Below are 18,036 nucleotides of genomic sequence, written 5' to 3'. Positions count from 1 at the left end.
TTACTGGCGGCGCAGGGCCGCTGCGAACATAGCGTCGGTGCCGTGTCGGTGCGGCCACAGCTGCACATAGTTATCCGACGGACCTTGCGCCAAACCGTGCTCCACCGGCGCGAAGAACGGCCGGGTGTCCAGCGCCGTCACCGGATGACGGCGCAACGCGTCAGCCACCACGCCGACCGTCTCGGCCAGGTGCGGCGAGCAGGTCGAATACAGCACGACGCCGCCCGGCCGGGTCAGCGAGATCGCCGCGGCCAGCAACTCGCGCTGCAGCTTGGCCAGGACGGGAACATCCGTGGGCTGCCGCCGCCACCGCGCTTCGGGCCGACGACGCAGAGCGCCCAGCCCGGTGCAGGGCACGTCGAGGAGGACCCGGTCGAATCCGGATTGCGGACCGTCCAGGAGTTGGGGGTCCCGTCCATCGCCCCGAACCACCTGCACCGGTAGCCCACGGGTGTTCTCCATCACCAGGTCAGCGCGATGCGGGGCCGGTTCCACCGCTGTCACCGTGGCACCGAGCTGGGCTCCGATGGCGGCCAGCAGCGCGGTTTTGCCGCCCGGTCCGGCACACAAGTCCAGCCAACGCCCGGTGTCGCCGTCGACCGGGACCAGTGTGAGCGCCCGCGCCACCAATTGGCTGCCCTCGTCCTGCACCAGGGCTCGGCCGTCACGCACCGGCGCCAACTGGCCGGGATCACCGCCACTCAGATACACCGCATAGGGCGAATACCGGCCTACCGCGCCCTCCACCGTTGCGGCCAGTTCGGTGGCGCTGAGCGTCCCCGGCCGGGCCGCCAGATGCACCTGCGGGCGCTCGTCGTCGCTGGCCAGCACCGCGTCGAGTTCGCCGGCGTCCGCACCCAGTGCATCGGCGAAGGCCTGGGCGATCCACCGCGGGTGCGCGTGGACGAACGCCGCTCGCCCTACCGGGTCGTTGCGCGGGGCCAATTCCTCAACCCAGGATTTCTCTTCGCGGCCGGCTATCGTGCGCAGCACACCGTTGACGAAACCCGCCCGCGCCGAATCGAATTCGATACCCGCCTGGTCCACGGTGGTGGATACTGCGGCGTGCGCCTCCACCCGGGTGCGCAGTAGCTGATAAGCCCCCAACCGCAGCAAGTCCAACAGCACCGGGTTGATGGTCTCCGGCGCGCGGCCGGCGGCCGCGCCGATCACGGCGTCCAGCAGGCCGCGGGTGCGGCAGGTGCCGTAGGTCAGTTCGGTGGCGAAAGCAGCGTCGCGTCCGTTGATTGCGCGTTCGCGCAGCAACGCGGGCAGTACCAGGTTGGCGTAGGCATTGCGCTCGGTGACCGCACGTAGCGCATCGAAAGCGGCCTTGCGCGCGGGGTCCAGGGGTTTTCGGCGTGGGCCCTTGGGGCGCTGAGCGCCGGGTGGGTTTCGGTTTTGTTGGTTCTGCCGATTCGGCCGGTTGCGGAATTGCCTGTCCTGGCTCATGACGCGGTGGCCGTGTCGTCCAGCCGGGCGCCGCGCGCCCAGTCCGCGGCGTTCATGAGCTTCTTGCCGTGTGGCTGGACCTGGTTGAGCCGCACCGGGTCCGACGCGGTGCCGATCCATACGCCGGCGCGTCCGGCGTGGATCGCGCCGGGCGCGAGCTCACCGGCAGCGCCCGAATCAATTTGCACCGGGCCGACTTTCACGCGCAGATCACCGATCATGGTCCAGGCACCCGGATTGGGCGTGACGGCGCGGATCCTACGTTCGACCACCTGGGCCGGCAGATCCCAGCGGACCCGGGCCTGCTGCACAGTGATCTTGGGCGCGAGGCTGACACCCTCGGTGGGCTGCGGCCGCGGCGTCAACGTCCCCGCGGCTATGCCATCAAGGGTGGCCGCCAACAACTCCGCACCCGAAACCGCAAGCCGCTCAAGCAAATCCCCGGCGGTGTCGGTGGGACGGATTGTCTCGGTGACAACGCCGTATACCGGGCCGGAGTCGAGGCTGGGCTCGATCTGGAAGGTGGTCGCCCCGGTGATCGGGTCGCCGGCGGCGATCGCGGCCTGCACCGGGGCCGCGCCGCGCCAGGCCGGCAACAGCGAGAAGTGCAAGTTGACCCAGCCGTGTAGGGGCACCGCGAGAAGCCCATCGCCGAGCAGCGCGCCGTAGGCTACTACCGCGCAACACTGCGGAGCCAGGTCACGCAATTCAGCGACGAACTCCGCCGAATTAGGCCGCGCCGGGCGCAGCACGGGGATGCCGCGATCGAGCGCCTCCCGAGCCACCGGCGAAGGCTCGGGCCGCCCGCGTCGTCCCGATACTGCATCGGGCCTGGTCAGAACGGCGACGACGTCGTGCGCAGACGAGTCGATCAGCTGCCGCAGGGCGGGCAGCGCGGGTTCGGGGGTGCCAGCGAAGACGAGACGCACCGCAACAGTCTAGAAAGCTTGCCCGACGTGTCGTGGACCACGAGTCGCCCAGCAAACTCTCAGCTAGTAACAATGTTTCGTATGCATACTGTGTCTGGCTGCACGATTATGCGGTTCGGCGACGACGATGTCGTACACATCCTCAACTCTTTTCCGCAGGAGGTTTGATGACCATCGGCACACCCATCCGCGAGCACCAGTCCCTGGCCGACACCCATCGCCAGATCTGGGCCCAGGGCGACTACGCACTAATGGCAGAAGAGGTGATGGCGCCGCTCGGGCCCATCCTCGTCGCCGCCGCGGGCATCGGCCACGGCGTTCGGGTGCTCGACGTCGCCGCCGGGTCGGGCAACATCTCGCTGCCCGCCGCCAGGACCGGCGCGACGGTGGTATCCAGCGACCTGACTCCGGAGCTGTTGCAGCGGTCGCAGGCCCGTGCTGCCGAAGAGGGCCTAAAACTGCAGTACCAGGAAGCCAACGCTCATGCACTCCCATTCGGGGACAACGAGTTTGACACCGTGATATCGGCGATCGGAGTGATGTTCGCACCCGATCACCAGCGGGCCGCCGACGAGCTGGTGCGGGTCTGCCGACGCGGCGGAACAATCGGGCTGATCAGCTGGACGCACGAGGGCTTCTTCGGCCGGATGCTCGCCACGATCCGGCCTTACCGGCCGAGCCTTTCAGCGGCACTGCCGCCGTCGGCGCTGTGGGGACGCGAGGCCTACATCCGCGGCATGCTCGGCGACGATGTCACGAACGTCGAGGCGCAGCGCGGCCTGCTCGAGGTGACCCGCTTCGAAACCGCACGTGGTGTCCACGAATACTTCAAAAACCACTACGGCCCGACCATCGAGGCCTACGAGAACATCGGCGGCAACACCGTGCTGTCCGCCGAACTCGACACTCAGCTGATCGAACTCGCTGAGGAGTACCTGAGTGACGGCGTGATGGGATGGGAATACCTGCTGCTCACCGCAGAGAAGCGGTGACGGGGTCACAGCGGCCGCGCAACGCGCGGTCCTACATCTCCTCGATGCCGATGTGAGCGTCGGGTTCGCCGCCGGCAGCCGTGAATGCGGTGAGCGCACGCACTAGGCCGTGCCGTTCGCTTGCAGGCATCTGTTCGACGATGTGCGCGATTTCCTTACGCCGGTGCGCGGTGACCTGTCGGACCACGTCGCGGCCGCGTTTGGTCAGCGCGGCCAGCAGTTCCCGGCGCGAGGTCGGATGCGGCAACCGGTCGATCATTCCGGCACCGACCAACCGGTCGACCATCCGGCCGGTTGCCGACGGCTGCACACCCAACAACGTGGCCAGAGTCGCCAGATTCACCGGGCCCCGATTGGAGAGAATGACCAAGGTGCGGAACTGAGGAATGGTGATGGTGTCGTCGACCTGTGCAATCGAGCGAGCGGAGATGGCCACCAGCAACCGAGAGGCCGTCAGCAACGAGTCGGTAATCATGTCAACGGATTCGTCGGCAACCGTCCCGTTCTCCGTCGGCATCTCGGCCCCTTTCCCCGGGGTCTCCCGGACGCTTGCTCGACGCTCACGAGAGCGAGGAAAGCGTAACAGCTTTACAGTCGTAGGGAGTGATTGTTTCTAGAATCAAATGTTACTGAGGGCCATACTTTCTCAGTCTTAATTCGTTGCGAATCAGCCGATATGCAGCGGGTCGATCTGCACCCTAACCGGGTCGTGCGTCTGCCGGGCGCTGAGCACGCCAACGGCAGAGCGCAGCGCCGCCGCCAATGCAAGACCGCGATCCCGCGGGACCCTGACCAGCATCCTGATCACCGGAACCTCGGCAGCGGTCCCCGCCGGGCGCCGCGCACCCGCCGGTAGCTCCACCGGTCCCAGCAACTCCGCGCCCAGGCCCGGGCTGTCGGATAACCGCGCCTCTGCCAGCAACGCGGCCACCGCCCCGGCGCCGCCGTCCAGGGCGGCGATATGCACACTGGGCGGCAAACCCACCTCGGCACGTGCCGCCAACTCTGCATCGGCGTGTCCCACTGGATCCCACCTGACCAGCGCTTGCACCGTGGGAAGGGAGGATTCGGCCACCACGGTGACCACGCCGCCCTCGCCACGGGCCCGCACCAGTGCGGCGGCAGCCATCCAGCGCCACAGTGCATCCTCGGCCGCACGCAAATCCTGGCGGCCTAGCAAGGCCCAGGTGTCCAGCAGCAGCGCGGCCCCGTAGCCATCCACCGCGCGCGGCTCGGCCCCCGGTGTCGCGACCACCAGTGCGGGCAGCCCGGGCACCTCCGACACCACGGTTTCGCCCGACGACGTGACCACCGCGGTGCCAGGGAAAGCGCGGCCCAGTTCCTCGGCGGTACGCCGGGCCCCCACCACCACGGCCCGCACCGCATCCGACCCGCAGCGCGCGCACCGCGGCGCCAGGTCGACCCGGCCGCACCACCGGCACTGCGCGCCCCCACCTCGCTCCTGCAGCGCTAACGGGCCCGTGCAGTGCCGGCACCGCGCGATAGCGCGGCAACGCCCGCACGCCAAGGACGGCACATACCCGCGCCGCGGCACCTGGACCAGCACGGGGGCTCCGGCGTCAAGTGCAGAACGCGCCGCGCGCAGGGCAATCGACGGCAGCCGCGCGCTCCGTGCCGCCGGGTCGCGTTCGTCGACATAACCGCTGTCGTCGAGGGCCACCACCCGCGGCGCGCGGGTTCGTACCAGCGGCCGGGGCGCGACGACATCGTGTGACCAGCCGCTGCGCACCAACGCCTGCGCCTCGGCAGTTCGGGCGTAACCGCCGATCAGGGCGGCGCAACGGGCCTGGTGCGCGCGCAGCATCGCGACCTCCCGTGCATGCGGGTACGGTGCGCGGGGCTCGACGAGGCTGTCGTCGGCGTCGGCCCACACCATGACCAGACCGAGGTCGGACATCGGGGCGAATACGGCGCTGCGCGTACCGATCACCACCCGCGCGCTGCCCCGCAACGCGGCCAGCCAGCGCCGGTACCGCGCGGCGGGCCCGAGCCCGGCGGACAGCGCGACGACGCCGCTGGGGTCGACGTGTCGGACCGTCGCCTGCCACAACGTGTCGATGTCGCGCTGGTCTGGCACGATCGCCAAGGCTGCTCGTCCCGCAGCCACGGTCTGGGCCGCCACCTCGGCAAGGCGGTCTGCCCACTGCTCCCCCGGCAGCGTCTGCCAAACGGCGCGAGCGGCCCGGGCGGCGGCCAACGCATCCAGAAACTGAGCGCCGCGGCTGTAGACCTGCCAGCCGGACGGGTCGACGGGCGCCACCACGGGTAGCGCCGCGACGGCGGACACTTCTTTTTCCACCCTGGCGTGCCGAGCCGGGATCGCCAATCGCAGCACGTCGGCCCGGGTGCCGGCGTAGCGCGCTGCAACCGCCTCCACCAGCCGGCGAATCTCCGGCGTGAGTACCGGCTCGGGAGACACGACGCGATCCAGCCAGCCCAGCTTGCCGTGGTGATCGGTGTCGTTGCGACGCTCCAGCACGAACCCGTCGACCAAACGCCCGTGGAAGCGCACCCGGACCCTGACGCCCGGCTGCGCGTCGTCGGACTGCTCGGGCGAGACCAAATAGTCGAACTCGCGGTCCAGATGCGGTACCGACAGCATCGGCAACACCCGCGCGACCGGTTCTACCTCGGCGGCAACGCGAGATATGTTGCTAGTCAAGGTCTTTCTGGTCTGACTCACCAGCGGCCACGACGATGTCCGAGGGCCCCTTCAGATCCTCGCGGCCGAAGAAGAACCCGGCGGTGATCAGGATCTCGGCAGCGGCGTAGGACCACCAGATCGGTACCGCCAGCGCTTCGTTGCCCAGAATGAACTTGCCGATCGCGATCATCGAGTCCGATGCGGCGAAGCACACCGCGCCCACCGCGGTCCAGATGGTGGGCAACCGCGCTAGCAGCGCCGTACACACCATCGCCGATAGCACGGAGAGGTAGACCGTTACCGGGACCGTCAAATTCTCGCTGCCTTGGGAAAGGTGCGGCCAGAACCAGACCAGCATCGAAGCCGAGGCCAAGACCATCACCGCGGCCGCCGCGACCCGCCCTCGCGACGGAGCGACGTGCGGCAGCAGCGCGAGCAAAAAACATATGTGCGCCAACAGAAATGAGCCCAGCCCCAACACGAACGACATCTTCCACCACGGCATCGCAAGCAACCAGTCACCCGCGCCAGAGAACAGTAGTGCGGGCAGCAGCCAGCGCCGTTCACGGGCCACCGGATGCGCGACCGCGGCGACCGCGAGTAGCACCGCCATCGATGCCTTGAAGAGCGGCTGCAAGCTCCACTGCCCGGTGAGTTCGCTACCAGGAGGCAAGCGCACGGCGATCACGGTCAGGTAAATGCCGTACGCAATGCCCGCCCATCCGGCGGCCACCCAGCCACCGACCATCAGCCGCGGTGCGTACGGTACCTCCATGCCCACTTTGGACAACGCCGCCGATGAGAAACCCGGTGTCGACCCCATCCTGCTGAAGGTACTGGATGCCGTTCCGTTTCGGCTATCGACCGAAGATGGACTCGACGCCGTCCGGCAACGTCTGCGAGACCTGCCGCGCCGGCCGCTGCATCCCGAACTTCGCGTCGAAGACCGGACACTGGACGGCCCCGGCGGCCCCGTCGGGATCCGGATCTATTGGCCACCAATAGCATCCGACTGCGCGCCGGTCGTACTGTTCTTCCACGGCGGCGGCTTCGTGATGGGTGACCTGGACACCCACGACGGCACGGCGCGCCAGCACGCCGTGGGCGCCGAGGCGATCGTGGTGTCCGTCGACTACCGACTGGCCCCCGAACATCCCTACCCCGCCGCGGTCGAGGACGCTTGGGCCGCAACGCGATGGGTCGCCGAGCACGGGGCCGATCTCGGTGCCGACACCCGCCGGATCGCAGTGGCCGGAGATTCGGCGGGCGGCACCATCGCGGCGGCGATCGCGCAGCAGGCCCGCGACGAGGGCGCGCCACCGATCACGTTCCAACTGCTGTGGTACCCGTCCACGATGTGGGATGCGTCATTGCCGTCGTTCACCGAGAACGCCGACGCGCCAATCCTGGGCGCCAAGGCGATCTCGGACTTCTCCCGTTGGTATGCGGGCGACGTCGACATGTCAGATCCGCCATCGGGGATGGCCCCCGGCCGGGCGGAGAACCTGTCCGGCCTGCCAGCCGCCTATATCGCGGTCGCTGCCTACGACCCACTGCGCGACGACGGCATCCGGTACGGCGAGCTGCTGGCCGACGCCGGAGTCCGGGTAGAGGTGCACAACGCCGAGACCATGGTGCACGGCTACCTCGGCTACGCCGGGGTAGTGCCCGCGGCCACCGCCGCGATGGACCGCGGGTTAACAAGACTGCGCGTTGCGCTGCACGGATAGTTGCGATTGTGCGTACCGTTATGCCATGACGGAGCCGCCCATCGAACCAGCCAGCATCGATCCGCTCCTCAAGATGTTGCTCGATGCCCTCCCGATGACCTTCAACGCCGCTGACGGCGTCGCGGTGGCCCGCGCCCAATTGGCGGCACTGAAAGCGCCCCCGGAGCTACTCCCACAGCTGCGAATTGAGGAGCGCCGAATCGGCCACGGCGAACACACCGACATCCCGGTGCGGATCTACTGGCCGCCGACCGCGGCGCACGACAACCTGCCGGTGGTCGTCTTCTACCACGGCGGCGGTTGGTCATTGGGCGACCTGGACACTCACGACCACGTCGCGCGCGCCCATGCCGTTGGTGCCGACGCCATCGTGGTGTCGGTGGGCTACCGTCTGGCGCCCGAGCATCCTTTTCCCGCCGCCGTGCAGGACAGTTGGGCGGCGCTACGGTGGGTCGGCGAAAACGCCGCTCAGCTCGGCGGCGACCCCAGCCGCATCGCCGTCGCCGGCGATTCAGCGGGCGGAAACATCTCGGCGGTCATGGCTCAACTGGCCCGCGACAATTCCGACCAGGGTGGTCCGACGCTGGTCTATCAGCTGCTGTGGTACCCCTCGTGCATCGGCGACCGGACGCTGCCGTCGTTCCTGGAGCACCGCCAGGACCCGATCCTGGACGAAGAGGTCATCGACGCGTTCTTGGCCTGGTACGTGCCGCACCTCGACCTCAGCGACCACACGATGCTGCCCGCCCACCTCGCTCCCGGCAACGGCGAGCTCAGGGATCTGCCGCCGGCATTCATCGGCATCGCCCAGCACGATCCGCTGCGCGACGACGGCGCACGGTATGCGGAGCTGCTCGCTGCCGCCGGGGTCCCGGTGGAGGTGAGCATCGAACCGACGATGGTGCACGGTTACGCCAGCTTCGCCCTGGTGGTGCCAGCCGCCGCCGAGGCCACCGGCCGCGGGCTAGCGGCATTGAAGAAGGCGTTGTATTCCTAAAAGGTGCCCCGTGCGGGGTGCACCCTCTCGCAGAAGGTCGTTCATGACAATCGCACCCGACCATCATGTCGTCATTGTCGGCGCTGGATTCTCCGGCATCGGCGCCGCCATCAAGCTCGACGAGGCCGGCCTGCCCGACTACCTGGTCATCGAAGCCGGCGACGGAGTCGGCGGCACCTGGTACTGGAACACCTATCCCGGTATCGCGGTGGATATTCCGTCCTTCTCCTACCAGTTTTCGTTCGAGCAGAGCCCAAACTGGTCGCGCAGTTACGCACCCGGGCACGAGCTGCGAGCCTATGCCGAGCACTGCGTCGACAAGTACGGGATCCGGTCCCGAATCCGATTCAACACCAGGGTGATTTCGGCCGAGTTCGACGACGAAAACGACCTGTGGCGGCTGCAGACCGATCCGGGCGGCGAGATCACGGCCCGCTTCGTGATCGGCGCCAGCGGCGTGCTGACGGCGCCCAAGCTGCCCGACATCGACGGCGTGGACTCCTTCGCCGGCATCAGTATGCACACCGCGCGCTGGGACCACAGTCAGGACTTGGCCGGCAAACGAGTCGCCATCATCGGCACCGGTGCATCGGCCGTCCAGATCATCCCCGAGATTGCGCCGATTGTCAGTCGGCTCACCGTATTTCAGCGCACCCCAATCTGGTGCTTCCCCAAACTCGACTTCCCGCTGCCGGCCCCAGTCCGTTGGGCGATGCGGGTACCGGGCGGCAACGTCATTCAGCGCTGGCTCAGCCAGGCCTACGTCGAGGCCACCTTTCCCATCTCAGCGCATTACTTCAAGGTGTTCCCGCTGGCCCGGGGGACCGCAGTGGCCGGCCGGCGATATCTTGCCCAGCAGGTCAAGGACCCGGCCTTGCGCGACAAACTCACCCCACGTTACGCGGTGGGCTGTAAGCGGCCCGGATTCCACAACACTTATCTGGCCACCTTCAACCGCGAGAACGTCGACCTGGTCACCGATCCGATCGCTAAAGTCACCCCGACGTCGGTGGTGACCGCCGAGGGCACCGGCCACGAAGTCGACGTGCTGATCCTGGCCACCGGCTTCAAAGTGCTCGACACCGACGAGGTGCTGACTTTCACCATCACCGGTTCCGGCGGGCAGTCACTAAGCCAGTTCTGGGACGAGCATCGGACGCAGGCGTACGAGGGGGTGAGCATCCCCGGCTTTCCGAATTTCTTCGCGGTGTTCGGCCCCTACGGCTATGTCGGATCGTCGTACTTCGCGTTGATCGAGACCCAGACCCACCACATCCTGCGCTGCCTGAAACGGGCCCGCGATGACGGCGCCACCCGGGTCGAGGTGAGAGCCGAGGCCAACGACAGGTATTTCGCCGAAATGATGCGCCGCCGCTACCGGCAGATCTTCTGGCAGGACAGTTGCCGATTGGCCAATAGCTATTACTTCGACAAGAACGGCGACGTGCCGTTGCGTCCCACCACCACCGTCGAAGCCTATTGGCGCAGTAGGCATTTCGACCTCGAAGACTACCGGTTCAGCGCCTGATCAACGGCCCTGCAGAATCGCCTCGACATTGCGCTCGGCCAGGGCCGTGATGGTCATGAACGGGTTGCAGCCCAGGTAGCCCGGTAGCAGCGACGCATCGTTGACGTACAGCTTCCGGTAGCCGTTGACTCGGCCGAACGCGTCGGTGGCCCTACCCCGCACCACGCCACCCATGGGGTGAACAGTGTTGGACTTGAACACCTTTCCACCGAAGAGGTCGTCGCGATAATCCACTCCGTTGGCCGCGGTAATCCGGTCGAACACCAGCTTGGCGCGTTCGCGAAGGTGTTCGGTGTGTCCCTGGGGCCAATCGATGCGAATCGCGTCGGCGGCCCGGTCGAACCGAATGTCGGCGCGGTCGCCGGTGCGCACCATCACGTAGTAGCCCAGCGCATAGGTTTCGACCGGGAGAGGCAGCGAGAACATGCTGGCGTAGACCGGATTGTCCGGGTCGTCGCGGCCATCCAGGTTGATCATGCCCATCAAGGACTGCTGCGTCCCGGCCGGATCGCTAGGCGCCAGCATGTGGGCGACCATGATGTCGCCGTTGTTGCCGTAGCCCCGCCCGATCTCGTCGCTCAGGTCGGGCAGCGACCCGGTTTCCCGGGCTCGCAGCAAAAGTTCGGTGGTGCCGAGCACGCCACCAGCGAGATACAGTTCGTCACAACCGATTTCGTCGCGGTGTAACTCCTTGCCGAATCTATCGATCTCGCGGGTGGCCACCACGTACTCGCCGGACGGCTCGCGCCGGATGCTGGTCACCTCGGTGAGCGGCCGCAGCGTAACCCGGCCCGTCCGCAGCGCGGCCGCGATGTAGGTCTGATCCACGCTGCCGAATCTGCCGTAGTTGTTGCCGTACTGCTGCTCGAAATCGAGCGCCGAGCGCGGAACCTGACCCGCTTCTTCTTTTCTCATGTAGTCGAAGGAGTAGGCGCTGCCGTTGTAATCGACGCCGTAACCTGCGGTGGCCGCGTACTGCCGTCCGACCCGCGCGTACTGGAAATACGGGGTACGTTCGAACCAGTTCGGATCGCGATAGCTGATGCGCAGCATGGCTTTTGCGCGTTCGATGTAGGTGCCGAGGAAGACATTAGGGTCGATGTCGGGAAAGGCCGCCCGGATCTGCGCCGCGGTCGGAATCGCGGCGATGGCGGCGTTGATCATCGACCCTCCGCCTACGGCGACGCCGCGAAACACGTTGTGCGCGCCGTGCTGCACCTTGTCACAGATGCCGGCCTGGACCGGCTGCGAGGACGGAGCGCGGCGGGCCACCTGTTCCATCGAAACCCCACGGAACGACGGCACCAGGCTGGGTGGTACCGACGTGAACCATCCGGCCCGATTGTCCGCGGGAAGCATGCGGGAGAAGCGTTTACCGTCGCGGTCGGCAGCGTCCCAGAGTCTGCCCTTCTCCAGGATCAGGGTGTTAATTCCGGCTTCACCGAGCCGTAACGCGGTCACTCCGCCGCCGTAACCACTGCCGATCACGATGGCGCGGTAGTGGCTCTTGGGGCGCGTTGCGGAGACGGTACGGCTAGTCCCCAGCTCATACGCACCGGCACCGACGGCCCCGAGAGCCGCGCACGCGGCGGCACCCAGGAAGCGACGTCGGTTAAGGCGCCGCCCCTGCTGCGTATTTCCCGCCTGATCCACGACTGGCCCCCCAACTGAACAGACTGTTGTTAATCATATTGCAGGTTTATACGTACTTATAGTATGGTAATACTCATATACATGAGTGTCCAGACGTTTTTCAGGAATGAATCGCGACTGAACGAATCTGCTGAAGGGGCAGCTGCTCGGCCATTGAAGCCGCGGGCATGGCGAGATCCGAAGCGATACCTGTGGCTGCTTGCCGCCGCAGTACCGGGATTGGTGGCGGCGTCGTGGCTGTTGGTCAAGGTGACCGGCGTCGGCTTGTTTTGGTGGAGCGGTCCGTTCCTGGCATTCGTGGTCATCCCGGTACTCGACCATGCGATCGGACCCAACCGCGGCAATCCGCCCGACGAGGTTCTCGCTCGGCTGGAGAGCGACCGGTTCTATCGCTGTGCCACCTACCTGTACTTGCCGAACCAATACGGATCGGTTTTGCTTGCCTGCTGGATCTGGGCCGGCGGGGGCTGGGTCACAATGACTTTCGTCGACAAGCTCGGCCTGATGACGACCGTGGGACTAATCGGCGGGCTAGCGATCAACGCCGCACACGACCTGGGCCATACCCGAGAAGTGCACGAGCGACGCCTCTCCAAAGTCGCATTGGCCCAGACCTGCTACGGGCACTTCTTTGTTGAGCACAACCGCGGCCATCACGTGCGGGTGGCCACGGTCGAAGACCCGGCCAGCGCCCGTTTCGGTGAGATCCTGTACGCCTTCCTGCCCCGGTCGGTGACCGGCGGTCTGCGCTCTGCATGGACCCTGGAAGCCGCCCGGCTGGCCCGAGACGGCAAGTCCCGGTGGACGCTGCGCAACGACGTGCTCAACGCGTGGCTGATCAGCGTCGTCTTGTTCGCTGTGCTGGCCGTCTGGTTCCGGCCGGTCGTCCTGCCCTGGCTGATCGGCCAGGCGATCATCGGCATCGGTCTGCTGGAAACGGTCAACTACGTTGAGCACTACGGCCTGCGGCGGCAAAAGCTGCCCAGCGGACGCTACGAAAGGGTGCGCCCATCGCACAGCTGGAACAGCGATACGGTGATCGCCAACGTCTGCCTGTTCCACCTACAGCGGCACTCCGACCATCACGCCAACCCGCTACGCCGCTATCAGGCGTTGCGGCACGTCGAAGAGTCACCGCAGCTGCCCAGTGGCTACAGCGCCATGATCGCGCTGGCGATGATCCCGCCGTTATGGCGACGGGTGATGGACCCGAGAGTGGTTGCTTTCTACGGCGGCGACGTCCGCCTGACCGCCTTGAAGCCCGGCCGGTAGCCGCTGCTGCACTACCCTCGAAGGGTGGCCAAGGAGTTTTCGCACATCGACGCGTCGTTGCGAGAGTTCATCGCCGAGCAGGCGATGTTCTTCGTCGCGACCGCACCGTCGCAGGGCGGCAGAATCAACCTGTCCCCCAAGGGTTACACCGACACCTTCGCGGTGCTCGACGACCACACCGTGGCCTACCTCGACCTGTTCGGCAGCGGCGTGGAAACCATCGCCCACCTGCGAGACAACGGCCGCATCACGATCATGTTCTGCTCGTTCAACCGCAATTCCCGCATTCTGCGGTTGTTCGGCACCGGGCGGCTACTGCGTCCCGACGACGACGAATTCGCCCGCATCAGAAGCCATTTCGGTCAGCGGTCGGGCGTACGTGGCGCGATCGTCGTCGAGGTGGAGCGGATCGCCGATGCCTGCGGTTTCGCGGTGCCCTACTACGAACTCATCGACGAGCGGCCAGTACTCGACACGTTTCACGGCAAACAGCCACCACAGGCGTACTCGCAAGCCATCGGCCGCAACCAGCGCAGCATCGACGGCCTGGCCGGGCTGGAGCCCGACCATCCGCTGCCGCCCACCTAACGCTTAGATGGCCCGCTTGAGGTCGTCGACCTTGTCCAGCTGCTCCCACGGCAACTCGACGTCTGTGCGCCCGAAGTGCCCGTATGCGGCGGTCTGCGCATAGATGGGCCGGAGCAGGTTCAAGTCCCGGATGATCGCCCCGGGACGCAGGTCGAATACCTCGGGAATGATCTTCTCGATCTTCACCGGGTCGACCGCCTCGGTGCCGAACGTCTCGATGAACAGCCCAACCGGCGCGGCCTTTCCGATGGCGTAAGCCACCTGCACCTCGACGCGCTCCGCCAACCCGGCTGCGACGACGTTCTTGGCCACCCAGCGCATCGCGTACGCCGCCGAGCGGTCCACCTTGGAGGGGTCCTTGCCCGAGAAAGCGCCGCCACCGTGTCGGGCCCAGCCTCCGTAAGTATCGACGATGATCTTGCGCCCCGTCAGGCCCGCGTCGCCCATCGGGCCACCCAGTACGAATTTGCCGGTCGGGTTCACCAGCACCCGCGTCGACGAGGAGTCCAGGGTTTCGTGGGCCAGCTCTTCCAGCACGGTCTGCAGCACGTGCTCGCGGATGTCGGGGTCCAGCGTCTTCGCCAGGTCGACGCCATCAGCGTGCTGGGTAGAGACGACCACGGTGTCCAGCCGCACCGGGATGTTGTCCTCGTAGGCGATGGTGACCTGGGTCTTGCCGTCCGGCCGCAGATAGGCCAGCGTGCCGTTCTTGCGGACCTCGGTGAGCCGCCGCGACAGCCGGTGGGCCAGCGCTATCGGCAGCGGCATCAGCTCGGGGGTGTCATTGATCGCATAGCCGAACATCAGTCCCTGGTCGCCGGCGCCCTGGGAGTCCAGCGGGTCGGCCGCACCCTCGACGCGCGCCTCGTGCGCGGTGTCCACACCCTGGGCGATATCGGGCGATTGAGCGCCGATGCCGATGTTGACCCCGCAGGTCGTGCCGTCGAATCCCTTGTCCGAGGAGTCGTAGCCAATGTCGAGGATGCGCTTGCGCACCGTGTTGGTGATGTCGGCGAACGCTTCTTTGGCTGTGGTAGTCACCTCGCCGACGACGTGCACCTGCCCGGTGGTAACCAGCGTCTCGACCGCGACACGCGAGCGGGGGTCGTCGGCCAGCAGGGCATCGAGGACCGAGTCACTGATCGCGTCACAGATCTTGTCTGGATGCCCCTCGGTCACCGATTCGCTGGTAAACAGCCGACCCTTCTCGCTCACTCTTGTCATCCTTCCGGTCACTTCGCCCGAATATTAGTTAGACGAATTATTCTTGCTGCGCTAAGCAAACCGGAGCGACCCGATGCCGCGCAAATTTCGGGGTTCCGGTCGGGCGACGCTGCCCGCCACGCGTTATCCGCTGTCTGCTCCGTGATCTGCCCGAAGGAACGAGACAACTGCATCCACGATACGGCTCGCCATTGCGGTCTTGGATCCGTGCTGTAGCGCGGACTCGGTACCGTCGGATGCCAGCAGCCACCCGTCGTTGCTGTCCACCTCGAACGCCGTTCCTTCGCCAACGGCGTTGACCACCAGCAGGTCGCAGCCTTTGCGCTGCAGTTTGGCCCGCGCGTGGAACAACACGTCGCCGTTGGCGTCGCCGGTTTCGGCGGCGAACCCGACGATGGCGCGCATGTTAGGCAGCTGCCCGTGCGCGCGCGCCTGCACGGCGTTGGCCAGCACATCGTCGTTGCGCAGCAACTCGATGGTGGGCAGTCCGCCGGCCGTCTTCTTGATCTTGGCGGTGGCGACCTGCGCCGGGCGGAAATCGGCCACTGCCGCCGCCATCACCAGCACATTCGCCTCCGCGGCGTGCTTGGACACCGCCTCACCGAGCTGCTCGGCCGAACTGACGTGCACCACGTTGACACCGGCGGGGTCGACCAGCCCGGCGGTGTGCCCGGCAATCAGGGTCACCTCGGCGCCGCGTTGGGCGGCCACCCGCGCAACCGCGTAGCCCTGCTTGCCCGAACTGCGGTTACCGAGGAACCGCACCGGGTCGATCGCCTCGCGCGTACCGCCGGCGGTCACCAGCACCCGACAGCCCGCCAAGTCGTAGGGCAAGGCCTCGGGACGCTCGAGTAGCAGGTGAGCCAGCGTGGTGATCTCCTCGGCCTCCGGCAGCCGGCCGGACCCGCTGTCGGCACCGGTGAGCCGCCCGGAGGCGGGCTCGAGTACGACCGCACCACGCCGGCGCAGGGTGGCGACGTTGTCAACGGTCGCCGGGTGCAGCCACATCTCGGTGTGCATGGCGGGCGCGAACATGACCGGACACCGGGCAGTGAGCAACGTCGCGGTCAGAAGGTCATCGGCGCGCCCGGACACGGCGCGGGCCAGCAGATCAGCGGTGGCCGGGGCGACCACCACCAAGTCGGCCTGCTGGCCGAGGCGCACGTGCGGGACGGCCGGAACATCCTGAAAGACACCGGTGTCGACGGGCTCACCCGAGAGCGCCTCGAAGGTGGCAGCACCGACGAAATGCAGTGCGGCTTCGGTGGGAATAACCCGGACGCGGTGGCCGGCCTCGGTGAGCTGGCGGACAACGGTGCAGGCCTTGTAGGCCGCGATACCGCCGGAGACGCCGACGATGATCCGCTTACTGTCCACCGCGCGCCGGACCCTGTTACTCGCCCTCGGTGTGTTCGAGCAGGTCGGCGTGAATTTCACGCATCGCGATCGACAGCGGCTTCTCCTGCAACCCGGGCTCGACCAGCGGGCCCACGTACTCGAGGATGCCCTCGCCGAGCTGGTTGTAATAGTCGTTGATCTGCCGGGCACGCTTGGCCGCGTAGATCACCAGCGCGTACTTGCTCGAGACGCGGTCCAGCAACTCGTCGATGGGCGGATTGGTGATGCCCAGCGGGGTGTCGTAGGCGCTGGCCCCTCCGGCCGCGGGATCGAACTGATCGACGGCGGCCAACGACGCGTCGGACTGCGGAATGGTCACGTAGAAAATCTCCTGGCGGCGTAGAGCGACATGGTTAGAAGTTCATTTTTCGGTAGGTCTCCGCTGGCGCACGCTGTAGCCCGTGTTGCTCTAAGCAGGGCCAGGGGCAGATTCCACTAGCAAGGATACCAATTCGGCGCACGCAGACTCTAATCGACTGTTCACGACCACGACGTCGAAGTCGTCCTGAGCGGCCAATTCGGTGCGCGCGGTGTCCAGTCTGCGGGCGATGACGTCGGCGGTTTCGGTGCCCCGGCCCACCAGCCTGGCCTCCAAATCAGCCCAGCTGGGCGGGGCCAGGAAGACCGAAAGCGCCTCGGGCATCGCTTTCTTGACCGCTCGGGCACCGGCCAGGTCGACCTCGATCAGCACCGGCAAACCGGCCGCGGTTGCGCTGCGGACGGGCTCGGCAAGGGTGCCGGACCGATGCAGCCCCCCGTGGATTTCTGCCCATTCCAGTAATTCACCCCGGTCGATGAGTTGCTGGAATTCAGCCGCGCTGACGAAGCGGTAGTCGACGCCGTCGACTTCGCCCGGCCGCGGCGTCCGCGTCGTGGCCGAGACGCTGAAATGCAGGTTCGGAATCCGCTCGCGCAGACACCGCACCACGGTCGACTTGCCGACCGCGGAGGGACCGGACAGCACGACGACGCGTCCTGCGCCCGGTCCCCCGCCGGCGCTCACTGGTGCTCCCGGGTCGGTTAACCGACTAGGAGCCGAACTTCTCCAACAGCGCCTTGCGCTGACGGTCGCCGAGGCCACGCAGGCGGCGGGTCGGGGCGATCTCCAACTCGGTCATGATTTCCTGTGCCTTGACCTTGCCCACCTTCGGCAAGGCCTCCAGCAGCGCAGAGACCTTCATCTTGCCCAGCACTTCGTCGGTCTCGGCGTCCTTGAGCACCTGGGTGAGGTTGGTGCCGCCACGCTTGAGCCGATCCTTGAGCTCTGCTCGCGCTCGACGTGCGGCAGCAGCCTTCTCCAACGCTGCCGCGCGCTGCTCGTCGGTCAACTGGGGAAGGGCCACGATTCCTCCGTCTCTCAGCGATATCTTTCGGGATATCTGTCGATCTAACTTGTCTCGGCCGGGTACTCCAGCCAGCGCAGACGACCGTACTCACGCTTGCTGACGAAATCTAACCCGACCCCCCCGTTTGGCGGTCATTTGTCCAGCTTGGGTCCATCTCCGACGCACTGGTGCACACCCCTGCGCGGCGCCCAGAGCGATGGCCCGATGCCGTCCGCGGCGCCACCGATTGCGCCGGCGAACCCGGCTTCCGCATCCCGATTAC

17 protein-coding genes are annotated in these 18,036 nt (G+C 66.8%); 6 read left to right on the top strand and 11 right to left on the bottom strand.

Features of this window, described 5'->3' with window-relative positions:
- Both H0P51_RS12045 and fmt read right to left on the bottom strand, forming a co-directional pair.
- The gene (locus tag H0P51_RS12045; RefSeq protein ID WP_180918254.1) at positions 1-1,452 is read right to left on the bottom strand and encodes an RsmB/NOP family class I SAM-dependent RNA methyltransferase; all 1,452 of its coding nucleotides are present in this window, start codon (positions 1,450-1,452) and stop codon (positions 1-3) included.
- On the bottom strand, positions 1,449-2,381 hold the full coding sequence (gene fmt, locus H0P51_RS12040; RefSeq protein WP_180918253.1) for a methionyl-tRNA formyltransferase: 933 nt from the start codon (positions 2,379-2,381) through the stop codon (positions 1,449-1,451). The genes H0P51_RS12045 and fmt overlap by 4 nt, the downstream gene beginning before the upstream one ends.
- 167 nt (positions 2,382-2,548) lie before the next feature.
- Here fmt and H0P51_RS12035 point away from each other — a divergent pair, with 167 nt between their 5' ends.
- Complete coding sequence (locus H0P51_RS12035) at positions 2,549-3,373, top strand: class I SAM-dependent methyltransferase (RefSeq protein WP_180918252.1); 825 nt, start codon at positions 2,549-2,551, stop codon at positions 3,371-3,373.
- Positions 3,374-3,404: 31 nt separating this feature from the next.
- Here the strand turns inward: H0P51_RS12035 and H0P51_RS12030 are convergent, their stop codons facing one another.
- The 3 genes from H0P51_RS12030 to H0P51_RS12020 form a co-directional block, all read right to left on the bottom strand.
- On the bottom strand, positions 3,405-3,890 hold the full coding sequence (locus H0P51_RS12030; RefSeq protein WP_180918251.1) for a MarR family winged helix-turn-helix transcriptional regulator: 486 nt from the start codon (positions 3,888-3,890) through the stop codon (positions 3,405-3,407).
- Positions 3,891-4,040: 150 nt separating this feature from the next.
- Positions 4,041-5,996: a primosomal protein N' gene (locus H0P51_RS12025; RefSeq protein WP_180918913.1), complete on the bottom strand. Its 1,956-nt coding sequence runs from the start codon at positions 5,994-5,996 to the stop codon at positions 4,041-4,043.
- A gap of 52 nt (positions 5,997-6,048) precedes the next feature.
- Entirely contained in the window at positions 6,049-6,813 is a 765-nt protein-coding gene (locus tag H0P51_RS12020; RefSeq protein WP_180918250.1) for a lysoplasmalogenase, read from the bottom strand.
- Between H0P51_RS12020 and H0P51_RS12015 the strand changes: the two genes are divergently transcribed.
- The 3 genes from H0P51_RS12015 to H0P51_RS12005 are packed head-to-tail and all read left to right on the top strand — an operon-like array spanning position 6,812 to position 10,293.
- Positions 6,812-7,768: an alpha/beta hydrolase gene (locus H0P51_RS12015; RefSeq protein WP_180918249.1), complete on the top strand. Its 957-nt coding sequence runs from the start codon at positions 6,812-6,814 to the stop codon at positions 7,766-7,768. The two genes, H0P51_RS12020 and H0P51_RS12015, sit on opposite strands and share 2 nt — an antisense overlap.
- A 25-nt stretch (positions 7,769-7,793) precedes the next feature.
- Positions 7,794-8,765, top strand: a complete 972-nt coding sequence (locus tag H0P51_RS12010) for an alpha/beta hydrolase (protein ID WP_180918248.1) — start codon at positions 7,794-7,796, stop codon at positions 8,763-8,765.
- 49 nt (positions 8,766-8,814) lie between these two features.
- Entirely contained in the window at positions 8,815-10,293 is a 1,479-nt protein-coding gene (locus H0P51_RS12005; protein WP_180918912.1) for a flavin-containing monooxygenase, read from the top strand.
- Here the strand turns inward: H0P51_RS12005 and H0P51_RS12000 are convergent, their stop codons facing one another.
- Positions 10,294-11,946 (bottom strand): GMC oxidoreductase, encoded by a 1,653-nt coding sequence (locus H0P51_RS12000; RefSeq protein WP_180918247.1) that lies wholly within the window; start codon positions 11,944-11,946, stop codon positions 10,294-10,296.
- Between the two features lie 153 nt (positions 11,947-12,099).
- Here H0P51_RS12000 and H0P51_RS11995 point away from each other — a divergent pair, with 153 nt between their 5' ends.
- Positions 12,100-13,218, top strand: coding sequence for an alkane 1-monooxygenase (locus H0P51_RS11995; RefSeq protein WP_246398573.1), 1,119 nt, complete (start codon positions 12,100-12,102; stop codon positions 13,216-13,218).
- A gap of 24 nt (positions 13,219-13,242) precedes the next feature.
- Positions 13,243-13,806 (top strand): pyridoxamine 5'-phosphate oxidase family protein, encoded by a 564-nt coding sequence (locus H0P51_RS11990; protein WP_180918245.1) that lies wholly within the window; start codon positions 13,243-13,245, stop codon positions 13,804-13,806.
- Positions 13,807-13,809: 3 nt separating this feature from the next.
- On the opposite strand, the gene metK is transcribed toward H0P51_RS11990, so the two are convergent.
- The 5 genes from metK to mihF form a co-directional block, all read right to left on the bottom strand.
- The gene (gene metK, locus H0P51_RS11985) at positions 13,810-15,021 is read right to left on the bottom strand and encodes a methionine adenosyltransferase (RefSeq protein ID WP_180918244.1); all 1,212 of its coding nucleotides are present in this window, start codon (positions 15,019-15,021) and stop codon (positions 13,810-13,812) included.
- Between the two features lie 132 nt (positions 15,022-15,153).
- Positions 15,154-16,407, bottom strand: a complete 1,254-nt coding sequence (gene coaBC, locus H0P51_RS11980; RefSeq protein WP_180918243.1) for a bifunctional phosphopantothenoylcysteine decarboxylase/phosphopantothenate--cysteine ligase CoaBC — start codon at positions 16,405-16,407, stop codon at positions 15,154-15,156.
- A gap of 16 nt (positions 16,408-16,423) precedes the next feature.
- The gene (rpoZ, locus tag H0P51_RS11975) at positions 16,424-16,747 is read right to left on the bottom strand and encodes a DNA-directed RNA polymerase subunit omega (protein ID WP_180918242.1); all 324 of its coding nucleotides are present in this window, start codon (positions 16,745-16,747) and stop codon (positions 16,424-16,426) included.
- A gap of 90 nt (positions 16,748-16,837) precedes the next feature.
- A complete protein-coding gene (gene gmk, locus H0P51_RS11970; protein WP_180918241.1) occupies positions 16,838-17,431 on the bottom strand; it encodes a guanylate kinase in 594 nt (197 codons plus the stop codon).
- A 25-nt stretch (positions 17,432-17,456) separates the two neighbouring features.
- Positions 17,457-17,771, bottom strand: coding sequence for an integration host factor, actinobacterial type (gene mihF / locus H0P51_RS11965; RefSeq protein WP_007171927.1), 315 nt, complete (start codon positions 17,769-17,771; stop codon positions 17,457-17,459).
- Positions 17,772-18,036 lie beyond the last annotated feature (265 nt).

This window comes from Mycobacterium vicinigordonae (assembly GCF_013466425.1).
GTDB lineage: Bacteria > Actinomycetota > Actinomycetes > Mycobacteriales > Mycobacteriaceae > Mycobacterium > Mycobacterium vicinigordonae.
Note: the sequence above shows the minus strand (reverse complement) of the source record. Positions and strands in the feature narration are given on the sequence as shown.